Origin of the sequence: Streptomyces orinoci (genome assembly GCF_003121295.1) — a bacterium.
GTDB classification, from domain to species: Bacteria; Actinomycetota; Actinomycetes; order Streptomycetales; family Streptomycetaceae; genus Streptomyces; species Streptomyces orinoci.
The window spans coordinates 204,281-222,611 of record NZ_PHNC01000035.1; the positions used below are offsets into that span (position 1 = coordinate 204,281).

Sequence of the window (18,331 nt, forward strand, 5' to 3'; positions counted from 1 at the left end):
GGGCGTGAAGTGAACGTACTCTCGGACAACTTCGCGGAGTTCCGCGAGGGTTTCCTCAAAACCGTCGAACTCACCGCCTACAGCGGGGTTCTGGCACTGCTGCTGGGCACCCTGATCGCCGCGTTCCGGGTCTCCCCGGTGCCCGCACTGCGCGCCTTCGGCACCGCCTGGGTGACGCTGCTGCGCAACACCCCGCTGGTGCTGCTGTTCCTCACCGTCACCCTGGGGCTGCCCGCGCTGGGGCTCAAGGGCTGGGACGACTTCTGGCTGGCCGTACTGGCCCTGGGCAGTTACACCTCCGCGTTCATCTGTGAGGCCGTCCGCTCCGGCATCAACACCGTGCCGGTGGGGCAGGCCGAGGCGGCCCGCTCCATCGGCATGACCTTCGGCCAGACCCTGGGGCAGGTGGTGCTGCCCCAGGCGGTGCGCACCGCGATACCGCCCATCGGCAGCCTGATGATCGCGCTGGCCAAGAACACCGCCATCGCCTCCGGCTTCAATGTGGGCGAGCTGGCCTCGGTACAGAAGGGCCTCAACTCCGACCAGGGCTACAACATTTACGTGATCTTCCTCTGGATCGCCCTCTGCTACCTGATCATCACCTTCGCCATCAGCGGCCTGTTCCGGCTGCTGGAGAGCCGGCTGGCGGTGGTCCGGTGAGCGCGAGCGTGCTCTATGACGCCCCCGGCCCCAAGGCACGGACCCGCAACCGGATTTACGGCGCGCTGTCCGTCCTGGGCATCCTGGGCCTGCTGGCCTTCATCATCCACCGGCTGGACGAGACGGGGCAGTTCCAGTCCGGGCTGTGGACGGCCTATGAATACACCGACACCCAGCACCGCATCCTGGACGGCCTGCTCACCACGCTGAAGACCTTCGCCATCGCCGGGGCGCTGTCCCTGGCGATGGGCGCCCTGCTGGCGGCCGGGCGGCTGTCGGAGCACCGGGCGGTGCGCTGGACCGCCACCGTGGTGGTGGAGTTCTTCCGCGCCATGCCGCTGCTGATCATGATTTTTCTGCTGTCCGCGGCGGTGTTCACCACCGAACCCATGTGGGCGCTGGTGTTCGGCCTGGTGCTCTACAACGGCTCGGTCCAGGCGGAGATCTTCCGCTCCGGCATCAACGCGGTGCCGCGCGGGCAGAGCGAGGCCGCCTACGCCCTGGGGCTGCGCAAGACCCAGGTGATGAGCGGCATTCTGGTGCCCCAGGCGGTGCGCTCCATGCTGCCGTCGATCATCAGCCAGCTGGTGGTCACCCTCAAGGACACCTCGCTGGGCTTCATCATCCTCTACGAGGAGCTGCTGTTCGTCGGCAAGGCCTTCGCCCAGCAGCTGACGCCGGTGAACGGCGTCTACGCCTTCATCCCCATGGTGATCGTCTTCGGCTCGATCTACATCCTGCTCTGCCTGGCCCTCTCCGGACTGGCCACCTGGGTCGAACGGCGCACCCAGCGCTCCCGCAAGGGCGCCCCGCCCCCGCTGGCCGCCACCGGGGCGGCCGTCATGGCCGATCCGGGGCACAGCGCCCCGGGCACCGGACCGGGCGGCTCCGGCGCGGACCCCTCCTAGTTCCCCGGCGTTCACCCGTAAGTGACGCCCCGTCGGCCCGGCCCGGCCGACGGGGCGTACGCCACCGGCGCACCCCGCGGCGGCCTGCGATCACTTGACGCATGCGGTGGCAATGGGTTGCATACGTTCTGTGATCGAGCTGTTCCCTCCTCTCCGCCCGGGTGCGCCGTGGACCCCGTGATCGTCATCGGGGCCGGCCCGGCCGGTCTCGCACTGGCCCTGGGGCTGGCCCGCCGTCAGGTGCCCGTGATCGTCCTGGACGAGACCCCGGACGAGGATCCGGGACCGGGCGAACGGCGCCCGGCGCGCACCACGGTGCTGCGGCCGGACACCCTGGGCACGCTGGAGCGGCTGGGCTTCACCGCCCCCGGGGACGCCCGCTGGACGGCCTGGCGCACCATGCACCGCCGTTCGCTGCTGACCCGGGTGGAGTTCGGCGAGGCCGAGCCCTCCCCGGCCCACCTCCCCCAGCACACCCTGACCACGGGGCTGCGGGCGGCGCTGGCGGGCGCGGAGGGCGCCCGGATCGTCCCCGGCGCCCGGCTGACCCTGCTGCGGCAGGACGCCACCGGGGTCACCGTGCACACCCGGGGCGGCAACCAGGAGACCTGGCGGGCGAGTTACCTCATCGGCTGTGACGGCGCCCGCTCGGTGGTCCGCAAGCTGCTGGGGGCCCGCTTCCCGGGCCGTACCGCGGTGGAGCGGTACGCGGTGGCGGCGCTGCGCGCCCAACTGCCCTGGCCCGGCGAGGCGGTGCTGCACCGCTCCCCCGCCCGGGGCCGGGAGGTGACGGCGCGTCCGCTGCCGGACGGGGTGTGGCGGCTGGACTGGCCGCTGCCGCCGGACGGCGAACTGGTCACCCCCCAGGCCCTGCTGGGCCTGGTCACCGACTCGCTGACCGGGTGGTGCGGCGAACTGCCGCCCTATGAGCTGCTGGACACCGGAGTGCACACCGTGCACCACCGGCTGGCCCGCCGCTGGCGCAGCGGGCGGGTGTTCCTGGCCGGGGACGCCGCCCGGCTGCTGGGCTCGCTGGGAGTGGACGGGGTGGACGAGGGGCTGCGGGACGCGGCCAACCTCGCCTGGAAGCTGGCGCTGGCCTGGCACCATGGCGCCTCGGAGACCCTGCTGGACAGCTACCAGGCCGAGCGCCGCACCGCGGCCGGGCGGCGGCTGCGGGCGGCGGACCGGGCGCTGCCCGCGGTGCGCGGTGACGGCGGCTGGCGCACGGTACGGCGCGCGGTGGTGCCCGGCACGGCGCGCGCCCATGATCTGCTGCTCTCCGAGGCCCACTTGGGGCGCGGGGCGCTGGCCGCGCCCTCGGTGTACGACCGTACGCCGCTGGCCCCCGGCGCCGGGCCGGCCGGCTCGGTGGCGGTGGACACCGAGGTGGGCGCCCGGGTGCTCAATGTCCCGGTGACCGCGCCGGACGGCTCCGCCGCCCGGCTGCACGACCGCCTCGACGGCGATCTGCTGGTGGTGCTGATCGCTCCCGGCACGGGGGTGTGGGAACGGCGGCACTGGATGGGCGCCGGGCTGATGCCCTCGCTGGCGGCGGCCATCGGGGCGCTTCCGGTACGGGCGGAACTGCTGGTGGCGGAGAGCTATCCGGGGGCGGCGGCACACACGGTGCTGATGGTGCGGCCGGACGGCCATCTGGTGGCGGCGCTGTCCGGGGTGCGGCCCGCGGAGCTCTACGCCTGCGCCGACGCGGTGCGCGGTGGCGCGGCCGGTGCGGTACGCCCGGCCGAGGAGCGGGCCGTGGACCGGGCACCGGCGCTGCGCGCGGAGGAAGCCGGTGAGGCTACGGCCAAGCGTTGACCGGCCCTTGGCCGGGGTGGTTGACTCCGGGCCATGACTGACGGCGGTGCGCGGTTCTGGCGGAGGGTCCATCTGGACCTGCTCCGCTACGCGGGCTGCCGCTGTTGTCCGTCCTGCTGATCCGCATATTCCCCCGCGCGGCCGGGAGTTGGCGCCGCGCGCCCTCGCGATCATCCAGGACGGTTCTGATGCCCTTCTCCGTGCAGCCCTCGCACACCTCCGCGCGCTCCGGTGCGCCCTCCGCTCCGGACTCCCCCGCTCCGGCCGCCCCCGCTTCGCCCTCGTCCGCCCCGCCTTCGCCCGGGGAACTGCTGTGCTTCGCCCGGCGGGTGGCGGCCGACGCCGCCCTGGTGGCCGCGCTGCCGCTGGACCCCGAAGGCCGTACCTGGATCAGGCTGGCCGGGCCGCACGGCGGTGAGGCCTGGCTGATCGGCTGGCCGCCCGGGGCGGGCACCGGCTGGCACGACCATGGTGGCTCCAGCGGGGCCTTCGCCCTGGCGGCGGGCACCCTGACCGAGCAGTCGCTGGCCGTCCAGCTGCCCACCGAGGGCTGGAAACTGCTGGAACTGGCGGACGGCGTGGACCGCGAGCGGCGGCTGACCGGCGGCCAGGGGCGGGCCTTCGGGCCGCACCATGTCCACCAGGTGTTCAACCCCTCGGCCGGGGAGCACGCGGTATCGGTGCACGCCTATCACCCGCCGCTGCCGATGATGCGCCGCTATGGCCGGACCGGCCGGGTGCTGCGGCTGGAAGAGGTCGAGTGGCCTCGGGAGTGGGCATGAGGGTGGAGGAACTGCTGGCCCGGGCCCGTGGCGCACTGGCCCGGCTGGGTCCGGCCGAGGCGGCCCAAGTCCAGGCCGGGGGCGGGCTGTTGGTGGACATCCGCTATGCGGCGCTGCGCGAGCGGGACGGTACGATCCCCGGGGCGCTGGTGGTGGAGCGCAATGAGCTGGAATGGCGGCTGGACCCATGCTGTGCGCACCGGGCGGCCGAGGCCACCGGCCATGGGCTGCGGGTGGTGGTGATCTGCGACGAGGGCTATGCCTCCTCGCTGGCGGCCGTCTCACTGCGGCAGCTGGGGCTGTACCGGGCCACGGACCTGGCGGGCGGGTTCCAGGCATGGCGCGCGGCGGGGCTACCGGTGATCCCGCCGGGCGCCCGGGCGCCTGCGCAGGATGACGCGACAGGGGGCGGCGGCTGACCGCCAAGTGCGGCCGGGGCGTTGACCGGTGTCCGCCCTGGTCGTCCCGGCGGGGACAACCGCCCCTACTCCGGGGACAGATATGCCTCCAGCAGCTCCTCATCCTCCCCCTCCGCGGCCAGCGCCTCGCGCACCACGCGCAGGGCCAGGCCCTCCGCGTACCCCTTGCGCGCCAGCATTCCCACCAGCCGGCGGATGCGCTTCTCCCGCTCCAGGCCCCGGGTGCCCCGGAGCTTGCGCTCCACCAACTCCCGGGCGGTGCGCTCCTCCTGCTCCGGATCCAGCTGTCCGACGGCCTCTTCGATCACCGCCTGCTCCACGCCCCTGGTGCGCAACTCCCGTGCCAGTGCCCGCCGGGCCAGCCCGCGGCCATGGTGCCGGGACTCCACCCAGGCACCGGCAAAGGCCGCGTCGTCGATCAGCCCCACATCCTCGAAGCGGGACAGCACCTCCTGGGCGGCCTCCTCGGGGATGCCCCGCTTGGCCAGCGCCCTGGCCAACTGCCCACGGGTGCGCGGGGATCCGGTGAGCAGACGCAGACAGACCGCCCGCGCCTGCTCCTCCGGTGACGGCGGCGCCCCGTCCCCGGCCCTCGACGGGGCCGGGGCACCACCGCCCGTATGGTCGTCCGTATACGGCTCGCCGAACTCGGTTCGTCGGGTCATCAGGACTTAGCCCTTGGCCGTCGCCTTGGCCGCCTTGGTGGACTTGACGGCCGGAGCCGGAACGGACTTGGCCGGCTCACCGGTGGCCGCGCCCGCCGCATCCGCGCCCGGCTCCTCGCCCGGGGCCTCGGGCCGCACGCCCACGCCCAGCTTCTCCTTGATCTTCTTCTCGATCTCGTTGGCCAGGTCGGGGTTGTCCTTGAGGAAGTTGCGGGCGTTCTCCTTGCCCTGGCCCAGCTGGTCGCCCTCGTAGGTGTACCAGGCACCGGCCTTGCGGACGAAGCCGTGCTCCACACCCATGTCGATCAGGCCGCCCTCGCGGCTGATGCCCTGGCCGTAGAGGATGTCGAACTCGGCCTGCTTGAAGGGCGGGGCGACCTTGTTCTTGACGACCTTGACCCGGGTGCGGTTGCCGACCGCCTCGGTGCCGTCCTTGAGGGTCTCGATGCGGCGGATGTCCAGGCGCACCGAGGCGTAGAACTTCAGCGCCCGGCCACCGGTGGTGGTCTCCGGGGAGCCGAACATCACGCCGACCTTCTCACGCAGCTGGTTGATGAAGATCGCGGTGGTCTTGGACTGGTTGAGCGCACCGGTGATCTTCCGCAGCGCCTGGCTCATCAGCCGGGCCTGGAGACCGACGTGGGAGTCGCCCATCTCGCCCTCGATCTCGGCGCGCGGCACCAGGGCGGCCACCGAGTCGATGACGATCAGGTCGAGGGCGCCGGAGCGGATCAGCATGTCGGTGATCTCCAGCGCCTGCTCGCCGTTGTCCGGCTGGGACAGGATCAGGGAGTCGATGTCCACACCGAGCTTCTTGGCGTACTCCGGGTCGAGCGCATGCTCGGCGTCCACAAAGGCCACCGTGCCGCCCGCCCGCTGGGCGTTGGCCACCGCGTGCAGGGTCAGGGTGGTCTTACCGGAGGACTCCGGTCCGTAGACCTCGACCACCCGGCCGCGGGGCAGCCCGCCGACGCCCAGTGCCACATCCAGCGCGGTGGACCCGGTGGGGATGACCTCGATGGGCTCATTGGGCCGCTCACCCAGGCGCATCACGGCGCCCTTGCCGAACTGCCGTTCAATCTGTGCGAGGGCGGCGTCCAGCGCCTTCTCGCGGTCCGTGCCTGCCATGGGTTCCACCCGGTTCGCTTGAGTCGATCGCTTCACGTCCATGACGCTAACGCCTGCCACTGACAATGGGCCCAGACGCCGCTCTGACCTGCGCAAATACCATCAAGGGCGGTTTACCGGGCCAGTCGCGGACCCCAATCAGAATGGATGTTCGATTTTCGTGTCAAGCGGGCGCGCCCGGCGCCGGCCGATACCGGTCAGCGCCTGCCGGTGCTTGTCAGCGCTTGTCCGCGGGCACGTCCACCGCCCGGCACACCGCCCGCCACACATCCTTGGCCTCCCAGCCGGCGTCCAGCGCCTGGTACACGGTCCGGCCGCCGAGCTCGGACATCACATGATCACGGGCGAAGGAGTCGGCGTACGCCGGGCCGAAGTGCTCGGCCATGCGCTGCCAGAAGACGGTCAACTTCATATCCGCAGCGTAAGGCGTCAACCGAGCACGCCCGGCCACCCGCCCCTGCGGGTGCAGCCGGGCCCTAGCCACTGACCGGCGCCGCTCCGGCCCCCTACGGTCTTGTGCATGGCCCCCTCCGGAGCATCCGCCGCGGCCCGCGCCGCGCACTTCGTCTGGCTGACCGCCCGCGTGCTGGAGCAGCGCAGATTCGCCTTCCACTTCCTGGGCGGCGGCCCGGACCCGGTCGAGGCGGCCCTGACGGCCTACCGCGTCGAGGACGGCGGCTACGGCCACGCTCTGGACCCCGATCTGCGCGGCCCGGTGAGCCAGCCCCTGCACACCGCCCACGCGCTGCGGGTGCTGGACGAGATCGGCCGCTGCGGCGACCGGCGGGCCGAGCCGGTCTGCCGCTATCTGACCGCCGTCTCCACTCCGGACGGCGCCCTGCCCGCCCTGCACCCCTCACTGCGCGGCCACCCGGCCGCCCCCTGGCTCCCGGCGCCCGACAGCCCGCCCAGCTCCCTGCTCACCACCGGCCCGGTGGTGGGCCTGCTGCACCGCAACGCGGTCTGGCACGCCTGGCTGTTCCGGGCCACCGACTTCTGCTGGGCGGCGGTGGACGCCCTGGCCGTCGGCGGCCGGCCGCATCCCAGGGAGGTCCAGGCCGCGGTGGCCTTCCTCGACGGCGTCCCGGACCGGCCGCGCGCCGAGGCGGCGGCCGACCGGCTGGGCCGGGCGGTGCGCGAGCAGCGGCTGGCCGTCCTGGACCCGTCCGCCCGGGACCCCGGGCCCGCCGGGCAGGCCGGGCACCAGGCGCGCCCGGAGCCCGACGGCCCCTGCTTCCCGCACGACCTGGCGCGCAGCCCCGCCTCGCTGGCCCGCCTCTGGTTCACCGACGCCGAGCTGGCCCGCTCCCTGGACCACCTGGCCGCCGCACAGCAGGAGGACGGCGGCTGGCCCGCGCGGCAGCGCTCCTGGACCCCGGCCGCGGACCTGGAACACCGGCCGCTGGCCACGATCGACGCCTTGCTGACACTGCGCGCCCACGGCCGCCCGGTTTAGGGGGCGCCCGATAGGGGCGCGGGGCAGTGGTGTCATGCGGCTCCGCCGCGTGGGCGCGACCAGCCACCGACGGCCCGCGCGTGAAACGCAACGAGGGCCACCCCCGACCCGGCTACGGCGCCCAGGCACCTGCGGGCGCGTCGTGGCCGGTCGCGCAGTTCCCCGCGCCCCTGCCACCCGCCGCTCGGCGGCGTTGTCAGTGGTGCGGTGCACGATGGGTGGCATGACGGACGACTCGGCGGCGGCCACCGACCCGGCGCTCTCGGAGTTCTCTCCCGCGACCCGCTCCTGGTTCACGGGAGCCTTCACCGCGCCCACCGCCGCCCAGGCCGGAGCCTGGCAGGCGATCGGCCGGGGCTCCGACGTGCTGGTCGTCGCCCCCACCGGCTCCGGCAAGACCCTGGCCGCCTTCCTCGCCTCGCTGGACCGGCTGGCCAGCACCCCGCCGCCGGCCGAGCGCGGCAAGCGCTGCCGGGTGCTGTATGTCTCCCCGCTGAAGGCCCTGGCGGTGGATGTGGAGCGCAATCTGCGCAGCCCGCTCACCGGCATCCGCCAGGAGGCGGTGCGGCTGGGGCTGCCGGAGCCGGAGATCAAGGTCGGCATCCGCTCCGGCGACACCCCGCCCGCCGAGCGCCGCGCCCTGGTCAGCCGTCCGCCGGACATCCTGATCACCACGCCCGAGTCGCTGTTCCTGATGCTCACCTCCGCCGCCCGGGAGGCACTCACCGGAGTCGAGACCGTCATCCTGGACGAGGTGCACGCCGTGGCCGGCACCAAGCGCGGCGCCCATCTGGCGCTGTCCCTGGAGCGGCTGGACGAGCTGCTGCCCCGCCCCGCCCGCCGCATCGGCCTGTCCGCGACCGTCCGGCCGGTGGACGAGGTGGCCCGCTATCTCTCCCCCCGGCGCAAGGTGGAGATCGTCCAGCCGCCCTCGGGCAAGGAGTTCGACCTCTCGGTGGTGGTGCCGGTGGAGGACCTGGGCGAGCTGGGCGCCTCCCCGGTGCAGGAGGGCGACGAGCGCGAGAAGCCCTCCATCTGGCCCCATGTCGAGGAGCACATCACCGACCTGGTGCAGTCGCACCGCTCCACCATCGTCTTCGCCAACTCCCGCCGGCTGGCGGAGCGGTTGTGCAACCGGCTCAATGAGATCGCCCATGAACGGGCCACCGGCGAGCCGCTGCCCGGACACCACTCCCCCGCCCAGCTGATGGGCGGCTCCGGCGCGGCCGCCGGTGCCCCGGCCGTGATCGCCCGGGCCCACCACGGCTCGGTCTCCAAGGAGCAGCGGGCCCAGGTCGAGGAGGCCCTCAAGGCGGGCCGGCTGCCGGCCGTGGTGGCCACCTCCAGCCTGGAGCTGGGCATCGACATGGGCGCGGTCGATCTGGTGGTGCAGGTGGAGTCCCCGCCCTCGGTCGCCTCCGGTCTGCAGCGGGTGGGCCGCGCCGGGCACCAGGTGGGCGCCGTGTCCACCGGAGTGGTCTTCCCCAAGTACCGCGGCGACCTGGTGCAGGCGGCGGTGGTCACCGAGCGGATGCGCCAGGGGGCCATCGAGGCGCTGCGGGTGCCCGCCAACCCGCTGGACGTGCTGGCCCAGCAGATCGTCGCCATGACCGCCATGGACACCTGGGACGTGGACGAACTGCTGGCCGTGGTGCGCCGAGCGGCCCCGTTCGCGGCCCTGCCCGAATCCGCCTACACCGGTGTGCTGGACATGCTCGCCGGACGCTATCCCTCCGACGCCTTCGCCGAGTTGCGGCCCCGCCTGGTATGGGACCGGGTGGCCGGAACGGTCACCGGGCGCCCCGGGGCACAGCGGCTGGCCGTCACCTCCGGCGGCACCATTCCCGACCGCGGCCTGTTCGGCGTCTTCCTGGCGGGGGCCGATCCGAAGAAGGGCGGTGGCCGGGTCGGTGAACTGGACGAGGAGATGGTCTATGAGTCCCGGGTGGGCGATGTGTTCACCCTGGGCACCACCTCCTGGCGGATCGAGGACATCACCCGGGACCGGGTGCTGGTCACCCCCGCCCCAGGCGTGCCCGGCCGGCTGCCGTTCTGGAAGGGCGACCAGCTGGGCCGCCCGCTGGAACTCGGCCGTGCGCTGGGCACGTTCCTGCGCGAGGTGGGCGCCCTGGACGAGGAACGCGCCCGCCGGCGGCTCACCGACGCCGGGCTCGATGCCCTCGCCGCCGGCAATCTGCTGTCCTACCTCGACGAACAGCGCCGCGCGGCGGGCCATGTGCCCGACGACCGCACCATTGTGGTGGAGCGGTTCCGCGATGAGCTGGGCGACTGGCGGGTGGTGATCCACTCCCCGTTCGGCGCCCAGGTGCACGCCCCCTGGGCGCTGGCCCTGGGTGCCCGGCTCACCGAGCGCTATGGCATGGACGCCCAGGTGATGCATGCCGACGACGGCATTGTGCTGCGCCTGCCCGACGCCGACCTGCTGGGCCTGGACCTGCTGGACACCCAACCCGCCGGGCAGGGCACGGAGTTCGACACCGAGCAGTCCCCACTGGGCGCGGCCGACGTGGTCTTCGACAAGGAGGAGATCCCCGGCCTGGTGACCGACCAGGTGGGTGGCTCCGCCCTGTTCGCCGCCCGGTTCCGCGAATGCGCCGCCCGGGCCCTGCTGTTGCCGCGCCGCAGCCCCGGCAAGCGCACCCCGCTGTGGCAGCAGCGCCAGCGTGCCGCCCAACTGCTCCAGGTGGCAAGCGAGTTCGGCTCCTTCCCGATTGTGCTGGAGGCGGTCCGCGAGTGTCTGCAGGACGTCTTCGACGTCCCCGGGCTGACCGAGCTGATGGGGGACATCGAGGCCCGCCGGGTCCGGCTGGTGGAGGTCACCACGCCCGAACCCTCCCCATTCGCCCGCTCCTTGCTGTTCGGCTATGTCGCCCAGTTCCTCTACGAAGGCGACTCCCCGCTGGCCGAGCGCCGGGCGGCGGCCCTGTCGCTGGACTCCCGGCTGCTGGCCGAACTGCTGGGCCAGGCCGAGCTGCGCGAGCTGCTGGACGCCGAGGTGCTGGCGGAGCTGGAGCGCGAGCTGCAGTGGCTGACCGAGGACCGCCGGGTCAAGGACGCCGAGGGCGTCGCCGATCTGCTGCGCCTGCTCGGCCCGCTCACCGATGCCGAGCTCACCGAGCGGGGCGCCGAGCCGGGCTGGGCAGGGGAGTTGGAGCGGGCCCGGCGGGCGCTGCGGGTACGGATCGCGGGCCGGGAGCACTGGGCCGCCATCGAGGACGCGGGCCGGCTGCGCGACGCGCTGGGCACCGCCCTGCCGGTGGGCGTGCCGGAGGCGTTCACCGAGCCGGTCAAGGATCCGCTGGGCGATCTGCTGGCCCGCTACGCCCGTACCCATGGGCCGTTCACCTCGGCGCGGGCCGCCGAGCGGTTCGGCCTGGGCAGCGCGGTGACCGATGGTGCCCTGCACCGCCTGGCGGCGGCGGGCCGCATTGTGCAGGGCGAGTTCCATCCCTCGGGGGCCGGCCAGGAGTGGTGTGACGCGGCGGTGCTGCGCAGGCTGCGCCGCCGTTCACTGGCCGCGCTGCGCCAGGAGCTGGAGCCGGTGCCGGCCACCGCGCTGGCCGCCTTCCTGCCCCAGTGGCAGCACATTGGCGGGCATGGGCTGCGCGGGATCGACGGACTGCTGCGCGCGGTCGAGCAGTTGCAGGGGGCGCCGGTGCCCGCCTCCGCGCTGGAGAAGCTGGTGCTGCCCGCCCGGGTGAGCGACTATCAGCCCGCCATGCTCGATGAACTCACCGCCGCCGGTGAGGTGTTGTGGGCCGGGGCGGGCGCGCTGCCCGGCAAGGACGGCTGGATCACCCTGCTGCCCGCCGACACCGCGCCGCTGCTGCTGCCCGCCCCGCATCCGCTGGAACTCACCCCGCTGCACCGGGCGGTGCTGGACGCCCTGTCCGGCGGCTATGGCCTGTTCTTCCGGCAGATCGCCGAACGAGTGCGCACGGTACTGCCCGAACTCGACGGCTCCGCCGGGTCGGAGGCCCGGATCGCCGACGCCCTGTGGGAGCTGGCCTGGTCCGGCCGGCTCACCAACGACACGCTGGCGCCGCTGCGTTCGCTGCTGGGCTCCGGCCGTACCGCCGGTTCCACCGCGCACCGGGCCCGGCGTGCGGTGCCCCGGGGGCGCTATGGCTCCTTCGCCGGGCGCACCGGCCTGGCCAGCCGCCCGGCCGCCGCGCGGGGCGGGCCGCCCACGGTGGCCGGACGCTGGTCACTGCTGCCCGCTCCGGCCCCCGAGCCCACCCACCGGGCACACGCCCTGGCCCGCACCCTGCTGGACCGCCATGGGGTGGTCACCCGGGGCGCGGTGGTGGCCGAGGGGGTCGAGGGCGGCTTCTCGGCGGCCTACCGGGTGCTGGCCGCCTTCGAGGAGAGCGGGCAGGCCCGGCGCGGCTATGTGGTCGAGGGCCTGGGGGCGGCCCAGTTCGCGATGGAGGGCGCCATCGACCGGCTGCGGGCGGTCAGCACGGCACGGGAACGGGCGGCTGGTTCCGGGCCCGCCATGGCGCCGGGTGCGGTGTCCGGCGCGGTGCGTGGTGCGGTGCCGGGTGCGGTGTCCGGGGCCCGGCAGCGGGCGGTGGTGCTCGCGGCGGCGGATCCGGCCAACGCCTATGGCGCGGCCCTGCCCTGGCCGGAGCCGCCGGGCGGGGCCTCCCACAAGCCCGGCCGCAAGGCCGGGTCCCTGGTGGTCCTGGTGGACGGGGCGCTGGTGCTGTATGTGGAGCGGGGCGGTAAGACGCTGCTGGCGTGGCCGGCGTCCGAGGAGTCCTCGGCGTCCCCGGCGTCCTTGGCCGACGATCCCCTGCTGAAGGAGGCCGTCGAGGCGCTGGCCGGGGCGGGGCGGGCGGGCGCGCTCGGCACGGTCACGGTGGAGCGGGTCAACGGTTCCCCCGCGCTTACTTCTGCGCTGGGCCCGCTGCTGGAGGGGGCGGGCTTCCACGCGACCCCCCGGGGTCTGCGGCTCCGGGCGCCGTAGATCGTCCGGTGCGGTTCGGGTGCGGGCCGTGGGTGGCTGGTCGCGCAGTTCCCCGCGCCCCTGGGAAGGGCACATCCGGCGGCGAAGCGGCGTCTGCCGATGACCGTTGTCGGTTGGCAGCGGGCCATCTGTGGCTGGTCGCGCAGTTCCCCGCGCCCCTGGGAAGGGCACACCCGGCGGTGGAAGGGCGGCTGCCGGTGACCGTTGCCGGGAGAGGCGGTGTTAATCCGAACGGGTGAGGCGGTGGGTGCCCCGGCCGCGAGGGCGCGGTACGCAGTGGACGGGCAGGAGGCTCAGGCCCCAGCCGGCCACCAGCAGTCCGCCCGCCGCCCCGGCCCGGCCGGTCGCCGCCAGCAGAAGCCAGCAGCACAGTCCGCAGCCCAGCAGGGCGAGCGCCCCTGAGCCGGGCCCCCGCGGCCGGTGCCGGCCCCGTCTTTCGTGCCACGGCATGGCGCCTCCTCGGTCAGCCGGGGCGTTCCCCGCCCGGCGTGGCCGACTCCCGCTCCAGCTCCTCGATCCGGCGGTCGCGCCGGTGCAGTTCGACCAGGACCCGTTGCTCCCCGTCGTGCACGCCGGCCAGATAGACGCTGCGGACAAAGGCGCCCGCCGCCTCCCGGTCCAGGTCGCTGACGAGCATCAGCTCCTGGGTGAAGCGGGTCACCGGGTGCTCGTCCATGCCCCCAGGAGACCCCGGCCCGGCCGGGAGCGCCACCGGAAGCCGCGGGGCGGCCCGGGTCAGGCGTTCTCCGCCTGGAACATCCAGTGGTGCTTCTCCAGATCGGCGGTGAGCTCGATCAGGATGTCCTGGGTCACCGGGTCCGGCTCATCGGTGGCCCGGATCCGCTCACGCATCCGCCCGATCACCGCGCCCAGCGCTTCGACCATGATGCGGACCACGTCGGCGTCCTTGTTCCAGCCGCCGCCGACCGGGTCGATGCCACTGGTCTTGGCCACCGTCTCGGCCCGGCCGTCCGGGGCGATGCCCAGGGCCGAGGCACGTTCGGCCACGGTGTCCATATGGGTGCGGGCCGAGGCCACCACCTCGTCCAGCTGAAGGTGGACGGAGCGGAACCGGGGTCCCACCACCGTCCAGTGGACCTGCTTGGCGACCAGGGAGAGGTCCACCAGGTCCACCAGCGCGCCCTGCAGGGCATCCCCGACGGTCTTGCGGTCCTGTTCGGGCAGCGAGCTCTTCACGACAGACATCCGCTTTCTCCTCTCGCACTGGTCCCGGTTTTCCCACCATGACACAGGGGCGGGAATCGGGCCCGGAATGCACCGAAGCCCCGGTCAGGCTTCTGACCGGGGCTCCGGGAACGCAAACCCGAACTGTCTGGAACGGTGTCAGGCCGCGACCACGTCCACGGCCTCCGCGGGCGCCTTGATGGTCACACGCTCGCTGGGAACGCCCGTAACGGACGCCACGGACACCGAATTGAACATCGGCCGCATCGGCGCGGGTACCGGCTCGCTCGCCGCCGCCGACTGCGCCAGCTCGGCGAGCGACAGCTCATCGCTCACCTCACGCATGACCTCGGACATCCTGACGTCCAGAGCGTCGCAGATTGCGGAGAGAAGCTCGGAGGAAGCCTCTTTCTGCCCCCGCTCGACCTCGGAGAGGTAGCCGAGCGAGACCCTGGCTGATGAGGAGACCTCGCGCAGAGTGCGGCCCTGGCGTTGGCGCTGCCGACGCAGCACGTCACCCAGCAGGCGACGGAGCAGAATCATCGGTGGCTCCCTCCTTGGACCGCGAATCCGGATCCTTCACGCCCCACCGTACCGCCTCCGGGTGCGGCCGTGCGGGGAGCTATCTCGTGTTCACTCAGGGCTGCAAACATCCATTCCCCCCCGTGTGTTCCGTATCCTTTGCCCCCGCGTTTCCCGTCAATTCGCTGAGCAGCAGCGCCAGGACCGCATCGGTGCTGGCGGCCCGGATCCGCTCCCGGTTCCCGGCCAGGGAGAGCGCCCGCACCACCGTCCGGCCGTCCGGACCGGCCACCGCCACAAAGACCGTGCCCACCGGCTTGCCGTCCTGCGGTTCGGGCCCGGCCACCCCGGTGGTGGCCAGTCCCCAGTCGGCGCCCAGCAGGCTCCGTACCCCCAGGGCCATCTGCCGGGCCACCTCGGGGTCCACCGCGCCGCGCTCGGCCAGCAGGCTCCCGTCCACGCCCAGCACCTCGCGCTTGACCTCGGTGGCATAGGCGGTCACCGAGCCGCGTACCGCGCGGGAGGCCCCCGGCACCGCGGTCAGCGCGGCCGCGACCAGGCCGCCGGTGAGCGACTCCGCCACGGCCGCCGTGTGTCCCGCCCCCACCAGCGCCGCCAGTGCCTGCCGGGCACCGGCCGTGCTCAACGCTCCGGCTCCCCGGCGGGGGCGGCCCGGCGCAGCACCACGGCCTGGCGGATGTAGTCGAGGCCGGTGAGCACGGTCAGCACCACGGCCACCGCCATCACCCAGAACCGCAGGGTGGCCAGCCAGTCGGTGAGCGGCAGGATGTACATCCCCACGCCCACGCCCTGGAACAGGGTCTTGAGCTTGCCGCCGCGGCTGGCCGGGATGACGCCGTGCCGGATCACCCAGAACCGCATCAGGGTGATGCCGATTTCCCGGAAGAGGATCACGCCGGTGACCCACCAGGGCAGGTCCTGCAGGGCGGAGAGACAGATCAGCGCCGCACCCATGATCGCCTTGTCGGCGATCGGGTCGGCGATCTTGCCGAAGTCGGTGACCAGGTTGTAGGAGCGGGCCAGATGACCGTCGAAGAGGTCGGTGATCATGGCGATGGCGAAGGCCGCCCAGGCGAAGGACCGCCAGGCCGGGTCGTCGCCGCCGCTGTGCAGCATCAGCAGGACAAAGGCGGGTACCAGGCACAGCCGCAGCATGGTGAGGATGTTGGCGATGTTCCACAGCCGGGCCGGCCGCCGCGCCGTCGCCGGTGCGGGGCTGCCCGCGGCCGAGGCCGGGACTCCGCTCATCTGCCCGCCTCCTCGGTACTCCCGCCGTCTCCCACCGGCTCGGCGAGGAGATCGACGCCCTCGCTCGCCACCACTCTGGCCACGACCATACGGCCGACCGCCCGGCCGGTGTCCATGGCCTCGGCATGCTCACCGACGAGCCGGACCTGCCCATCGGTCTCGGGGGCCTGGTGGGCCGCCCGGCCGGTCAGGCCGTCCTCCTCGTCGTGGTGCTCCACCAGTACTTCGATTGTCTCGCCGATCCGCTCCTCGGCGCGCTGCGCGGTCAGCTCCTCGGCCAGCCGGGAGACCCGGGCCAGGCGCTCCTCGACCACCTCCTGGTCCACCTTGTCCTGGTAACCGGCCGCCTCGGTGCCGTCCTCGTCGGAGTAGCCGAAGACGCCGATCGCGTCCAGGCGCGCCTCGGACAGGAAACGTTCCAGCTCAGCGAGGTCCTCCTCGCTCTCGCCGGGGAAGCCGACGATGAAGTTGGAGCGGGCGCCGGCCTGGGGAGCCTTGCCGCGGATGGTGTCCAGCAGCTCCAGGAAGCGGTCGGTGTCGCCGAAGCGGCGCATGGCCCGCAGCACCCCGGGGGCGGAGTGCTGGAAGGACAGGTCGAAGTAGGGGGCGACCTTCTCGGTGGAGGTCAGCACATCGATCAGGCCGGGCCGCATCTCGGCGGGCTGCAGATAGCTGACCCGGATCCGCTCCAGCCCGTCCACCGCCGCCAGCTCCGGCAGCAGGGTCTCCAGCAGCCGGATGTCGCCGAGGTCCTTGCCGTAGGAGGTGTTGTTCTCGGAGACCAGCATCACCTCCTTGACGCCCTGCTCGGCCAGCCAGCGGGTCTCGGCCAGCACATCGGAGGGGCGGCGGGAGATGAAGGAGCCGCGGAAGGAGGGGATGGCGCAGAAGGAGCACCGGCGGTCGCAGCCGGAGGCGAGCTTGACCGAGGCCACCGGGCTGCTGCCCAGGCGGCGGCGCAGCGGCGCCCGCGGCCCGGAGGCGGGGGCCAGGCCCTCGGGCAGATCGGCCGGCGCGGTGTCCTTCTGGTCCTGCTGGGCGTGGCCGGGCAGGGCCACCCTGGCGTCCTGCCGCTCGGCCGGGCTGATCGGCAGCAGCTTGCGCCGGTCGCGCGGGGTGTGGGAGGCATGCACGCCGCCGGCCAGGATGGTGCGCAGCCGGTCGGAGATGTCGGCGTAGTCGTCGAAGCCCAGCACGCCGTCGGCCTCGGGCAGCGCCTCGGCCAGCTCCTTGCCATAGCGCTCGGCCATGCAGCCCACCGCGACCACGGCCTGGGTGCGGCCATGGTCCTTCAGGTCGTTGGCCTCCAGCAGGGCGTCAACGGAGTCCTTCTTGGCGGCTTCCACAAAGCCACAGGTGTTGACGACGGCCACATCGGCGTCGGCGGCGTCCTCGACGAGGTCCCAGCCGTCCGCCGCCAAGCGGCCTGCCAGCTCCTCCGAGTCCACCTCGTTACGGGCGCAGCCAAGTGTGACAAGAGCGACGGTACGGCGTTCGGGCATAGGGCTCAGCCTACTTTGTCCCGGCGCCGCCTCGGTCGCCGAGTGCGGAGAGCCTGGTCACCCGGGGGCCTGGCGGGCCCGCCGGGCGGAGGCTCAGCCGGCCACCGGGTCGCCGCGGGTGTAACTGAGCCGCTGGACCTGCCCGCCGTCACCGACGTTCTTGATCTCCTTGCCATTGACAAAGAGCTGGACGGCGGGGGCGTTGCCCAGCACCAGGTCGATCCGTTTGCTGTCGGTGAAGGTCTTGGAGGTGCCGCGTTTGAGCACGCCCTCCTCCAGCGTCTTGCCGGTGTGGTCCTTGGCGGACATCCAGGTCTGGTCCTTGGCCACGGTGAGCTTGACGACGACCTTATTGGCCGGGACCGCGGCGATGGCGCTGTCCGAGGGTTCCGGCTTGGGCCGGGGCGGCTTGGCGGCATTGGGCTTGCCGGGGGCCTTGGAGGGGGTGGCCGAGGAGCCGGCCGCCACCGGGTCGTCCTGGCCGGAGGCTCCGCCGTTGAAGAGGGTGAAGCCGACGAAGCCGACCACCGCCACGATCGCGGCCACCATGGCGGCCGTCCAGTTGGGGCGCCGGGGCTCGGGGCGGATCCGCTCGGCCTCGAAGACCGGGGCCGCCTGGCTCGGCCTGGGGCGGCCGCCGCGGTCGGCGTCGTACTGCTCGATGAGCCCGGCGGGGTCCATGCCCACGGCCCGCGCCAGGGTGCGGATATGTCCTCGGGCGTAGACGTCCCCGCCGCAGCGGGAGAAGTCGTCCCGTTCGATCGCGTGCACGATGGGGATGCGTACGCGGGTGGTGGAACTGACCTCATCCACCGTCAGGCCGGCATTGATCCGGGCTTGCTGAAGGACGCGGCCGATGGTGGGCCGTTCCTCTTCCTGGGGAGAGTTGCCGATGGACACCTGGGCGCCTTTCGAGCGTGCAGCCACCTGCTGGAATATCAGTCTAGGGGGGATGCGAAAGCGTCCGGCAAGCGGGAAGCCGGACTTTGTACGCCATCGGAAGTCTCTGCCGTACCACCGC

Annotated in this window: 18 protein-coding genes; 7 read left to right on the top strand and 11 right to left on the bottom strand. The window is 73.2% G+C overall.

What is annotated here, in order from left to right; translation table 11 throughout:
* The first annotated feature begins 9 nt into the window (after positions 1–9).
* The 5 genes from CV755_RS32180 to CV755_RS32200 all read left to right on the top strand — a co-directional run bounded on the left by CV755_RS32180 (position 10) and on the right by CV755_RS32200 (position 4,590).
* Complete coding sequence (locus tag CV755_RS32180) at positions 10–660, top strand: amino acid ABC transporter permease (protein WP_109284264.1); 651 nt, start codon at positions 10–12, stop codon at positions 658–660.
* Complete coding sequence (locus CV755_RS32185; RefSeq protein ID WP_109284266.1) at positions 657–1,568, top strand: amino acid ABC transporter permease; 912 nt, start codon at positions 657–659, stop codon at positions 1,566–1,568. The genes CV755_RS32180 and CV755_RS32185 overlap by 4 nt, the downstream gene beginning before the upstream one ends.
* 168 nt (positions 1,569–1,736) lie before the next feature.
* The gene (locus tag CV755_RS32190; RefSeq protein WP_109284268.1) at positions 1,737–3,389 is read left to right on the top strand and encodes an FAD-dependent monooxygenase; all 1,653 of its coding nucleotides are present in this window, start codon (positions 1,737–1,739) and stop codon (positions 3,387–3,389) included.
* Between the two features lie 188 nt (positions 3,390–3,577).
* The gene (locus CV755_RS32195; RefSeq protein WP_109284270.1) at positions 3,578–4,171 is read left to right on the top strand and encodes a cupin domain-containing protein; all 594 of its coding nucleotides are present in this window, start codon (positions 3,578–3,580) and stop codon (positions 4,169–4,171) included.
* The gene (locus tag CV755_RS32200) at positions 4,168–4,590 is read left to right on the top strand and encodes a rhodanese-like domain-containing protein (protein ID WP_109284333.1); all 423 of its coding nucleotides are present in this window, start codon (positions 4,168–4,170) and stop codon (positions 4,588–4,590) included. Before CV755_RS32195 ends, CV755_RS32200 begins: the two co-directional genes overlap by 4 nt.
* A gap of 65 nt (positions 4,591–4,655) precedes the next feature.
* On the opposite strand, the gene recX is transcribed toward CV755_RS32200, so the two are convergent.
* From recX to CV755_RS32215, 3 genes are all read right to left on the bottom strand, one after another.
* Positions 4,656–5,255: a recombination regulator RecX gene (recX, locus tag CV755_RS32205; RefSeq protein WP_109284271.1), complete on the bottom strand. Its 600-nt coding sequence runs from the start codon at positions 5,253–5,255 to the stop codon at positions 4,656–4,658.
* 6 nt (positions 5,256–5,261) lie between these two features.
* Positions 5,262–6,383 (bottom strand): recombinase RecA, encoded by a 1,122-nt coding sequence (recA, locus tag CV755_RS32210; RefSeq protein ID WP_193553525.1) that lies wholly within the window; start codon positions 6,381–6,383, stop codon positions 5,262–5,264.
* 217 nt (positions 6,384–6,600) lie between these two features.
* Positions 6,601–6,795 (bottom strand): DUF3046 domain-containing protein, encoded by a 195-nt coding sequence (locus tag CV755_RS32215; protein ID WP_109284275.1) that lies wholly within the window; start codon positions 6,793–6,795, stop codon positions 6,601–6,603.
* 108 nt (positions 6,796–6,903) lie between these two features.
* Here CV755_RS32215 and CV755_RS32220 point away from each other — a divergent pair, with 108 nt between their 5' ends.
* On the top strand, positions 6,904–7,839 hold the full coding sequence (locus tag CV755_RS32220) for a hypothetical protein (RefSeq protein WP_109284277.1): 936 nt from the start codon (positions 6,904–6,906) through the stop codon (positions 7,837–7,839).
* Positions 7,840–8,062: 223 nt separating this feature from the next.
* Positions 8,063–12,832, top strand: coding sequence for an ATP-dependent helicase (locus tag CV755_RS32225; RefSeq protein WP_109284279.1), 4,770 nt, complete (start codon positions 8,063–8,065; stop codon positions 12,830–12,832).
* 222 nt (positions 12,833–13,054) lie between these two features.
* Here CV755_RS32225 and CV755_RS32230 read toward each other — a convergent pair whose 3' ends face one another.
* The 8 genes from CV755_RS32230 to CV755_RS32265 form a co-directional block, all read right to left on the bottom strand.
* Positions 13,055–13,282: a hypothetical protein gene (locus CV755_RS32230; RefSeq protein WP_109284281.1), complete on the bottom strand. Its 228-nt coding sequence runs from the start codon at positions 13,280–13,282 to the stop codon at positions 13,055–13,057.
* Between the two features lie 13 nt (positions 13,283–13,295).
* Positions 13,296–13,508 (bottom strand): hypothetical protein, encoded by a 213-nt coding sequence (locus tag CV755_RS32235; protein ID WP_109284283.1) that lies wholly within the window; start codon positions 13,506–13,508, stop codon positions 13,296–13,298.
* A 59-nt stretch (positions 13,509–13,567) separates the two neighbouring features.
* A complete protein-coding gene (locus tag CV755_RS32240) occupies positions 13,568–14,038 on the bottom strand; it encodes a Dps family protein (protein ID WP_109284284.1) in 471 nt (156 codons plus the stop codon).
* Positions 14,039–14,176: 138 nt separating this feature from the next.
* Positions 14,177–14,560, bottom strand: a complete 384-nt coding sequence (locus CV755_RS32245; RefSeq protein WP_109284286.1) for a helix-turn-helix domain-containing protein — start codon at positions 14,558–14,560, stop codon at positions 14,177–14,179.
* A gap of 94 nt (positions 14,561–14,654) precedes the next feature.
* Positions 14,655–15,185 carry a CinA family protein gene (locus tag CV755_RS32250; protein WP_109284288.1) on the bottom strand — a complete coding sequence of 177 codons (531 nt, stop codon included), beginning with the start codon at positions 15,183–15,185 and terminating at the stop codon, positions 14,655–14,657.
* Positions 15,182–15,808: a CDP-diacylglycerol--glycerol-3-phosphate 3-phosphatidyltransferase gene (gene pgsA / locus CV755_RS32255; RefSeq protein WP_109284290.1), complete on the bottom strand. Its 627-nt coding sequence runs from the start codon at positions 15,806–15,808 to the stop codon at positions 15,182–15,184. Before pgsA ends, CV755_RS32250 begins: the two co-directional genes overlap by 4 nt.
* A complete protein-coding gene (rimO, locus tag CV755_RS32260) occupies positions 15,805–17,310 on the bottom strand; it encodes a 30S ribosomal protein S12 methylthiotransferase RimO (protein ID WP_109284291.1) in 1,506 nt (501 codons plus the stop codon). Before rimO ends, pgsA begins: the two co-directional genes overlap by 4 nt.
* Before the next feature lie 93 nt (positions 17,311–17,403).
* Positions 17,404–18,210, bottom strand: coding sequence for a helix-turn-helix domain-containing protein (locus tag CV755_RS32265; RefSeq protein WP_109284293.1), 807 nt, complete (start codon positions 18,208–18,210; stop codon positions 17,404–17,406).
* Positions 18,211–18,331: the final 121 nt, after the last annotated feature.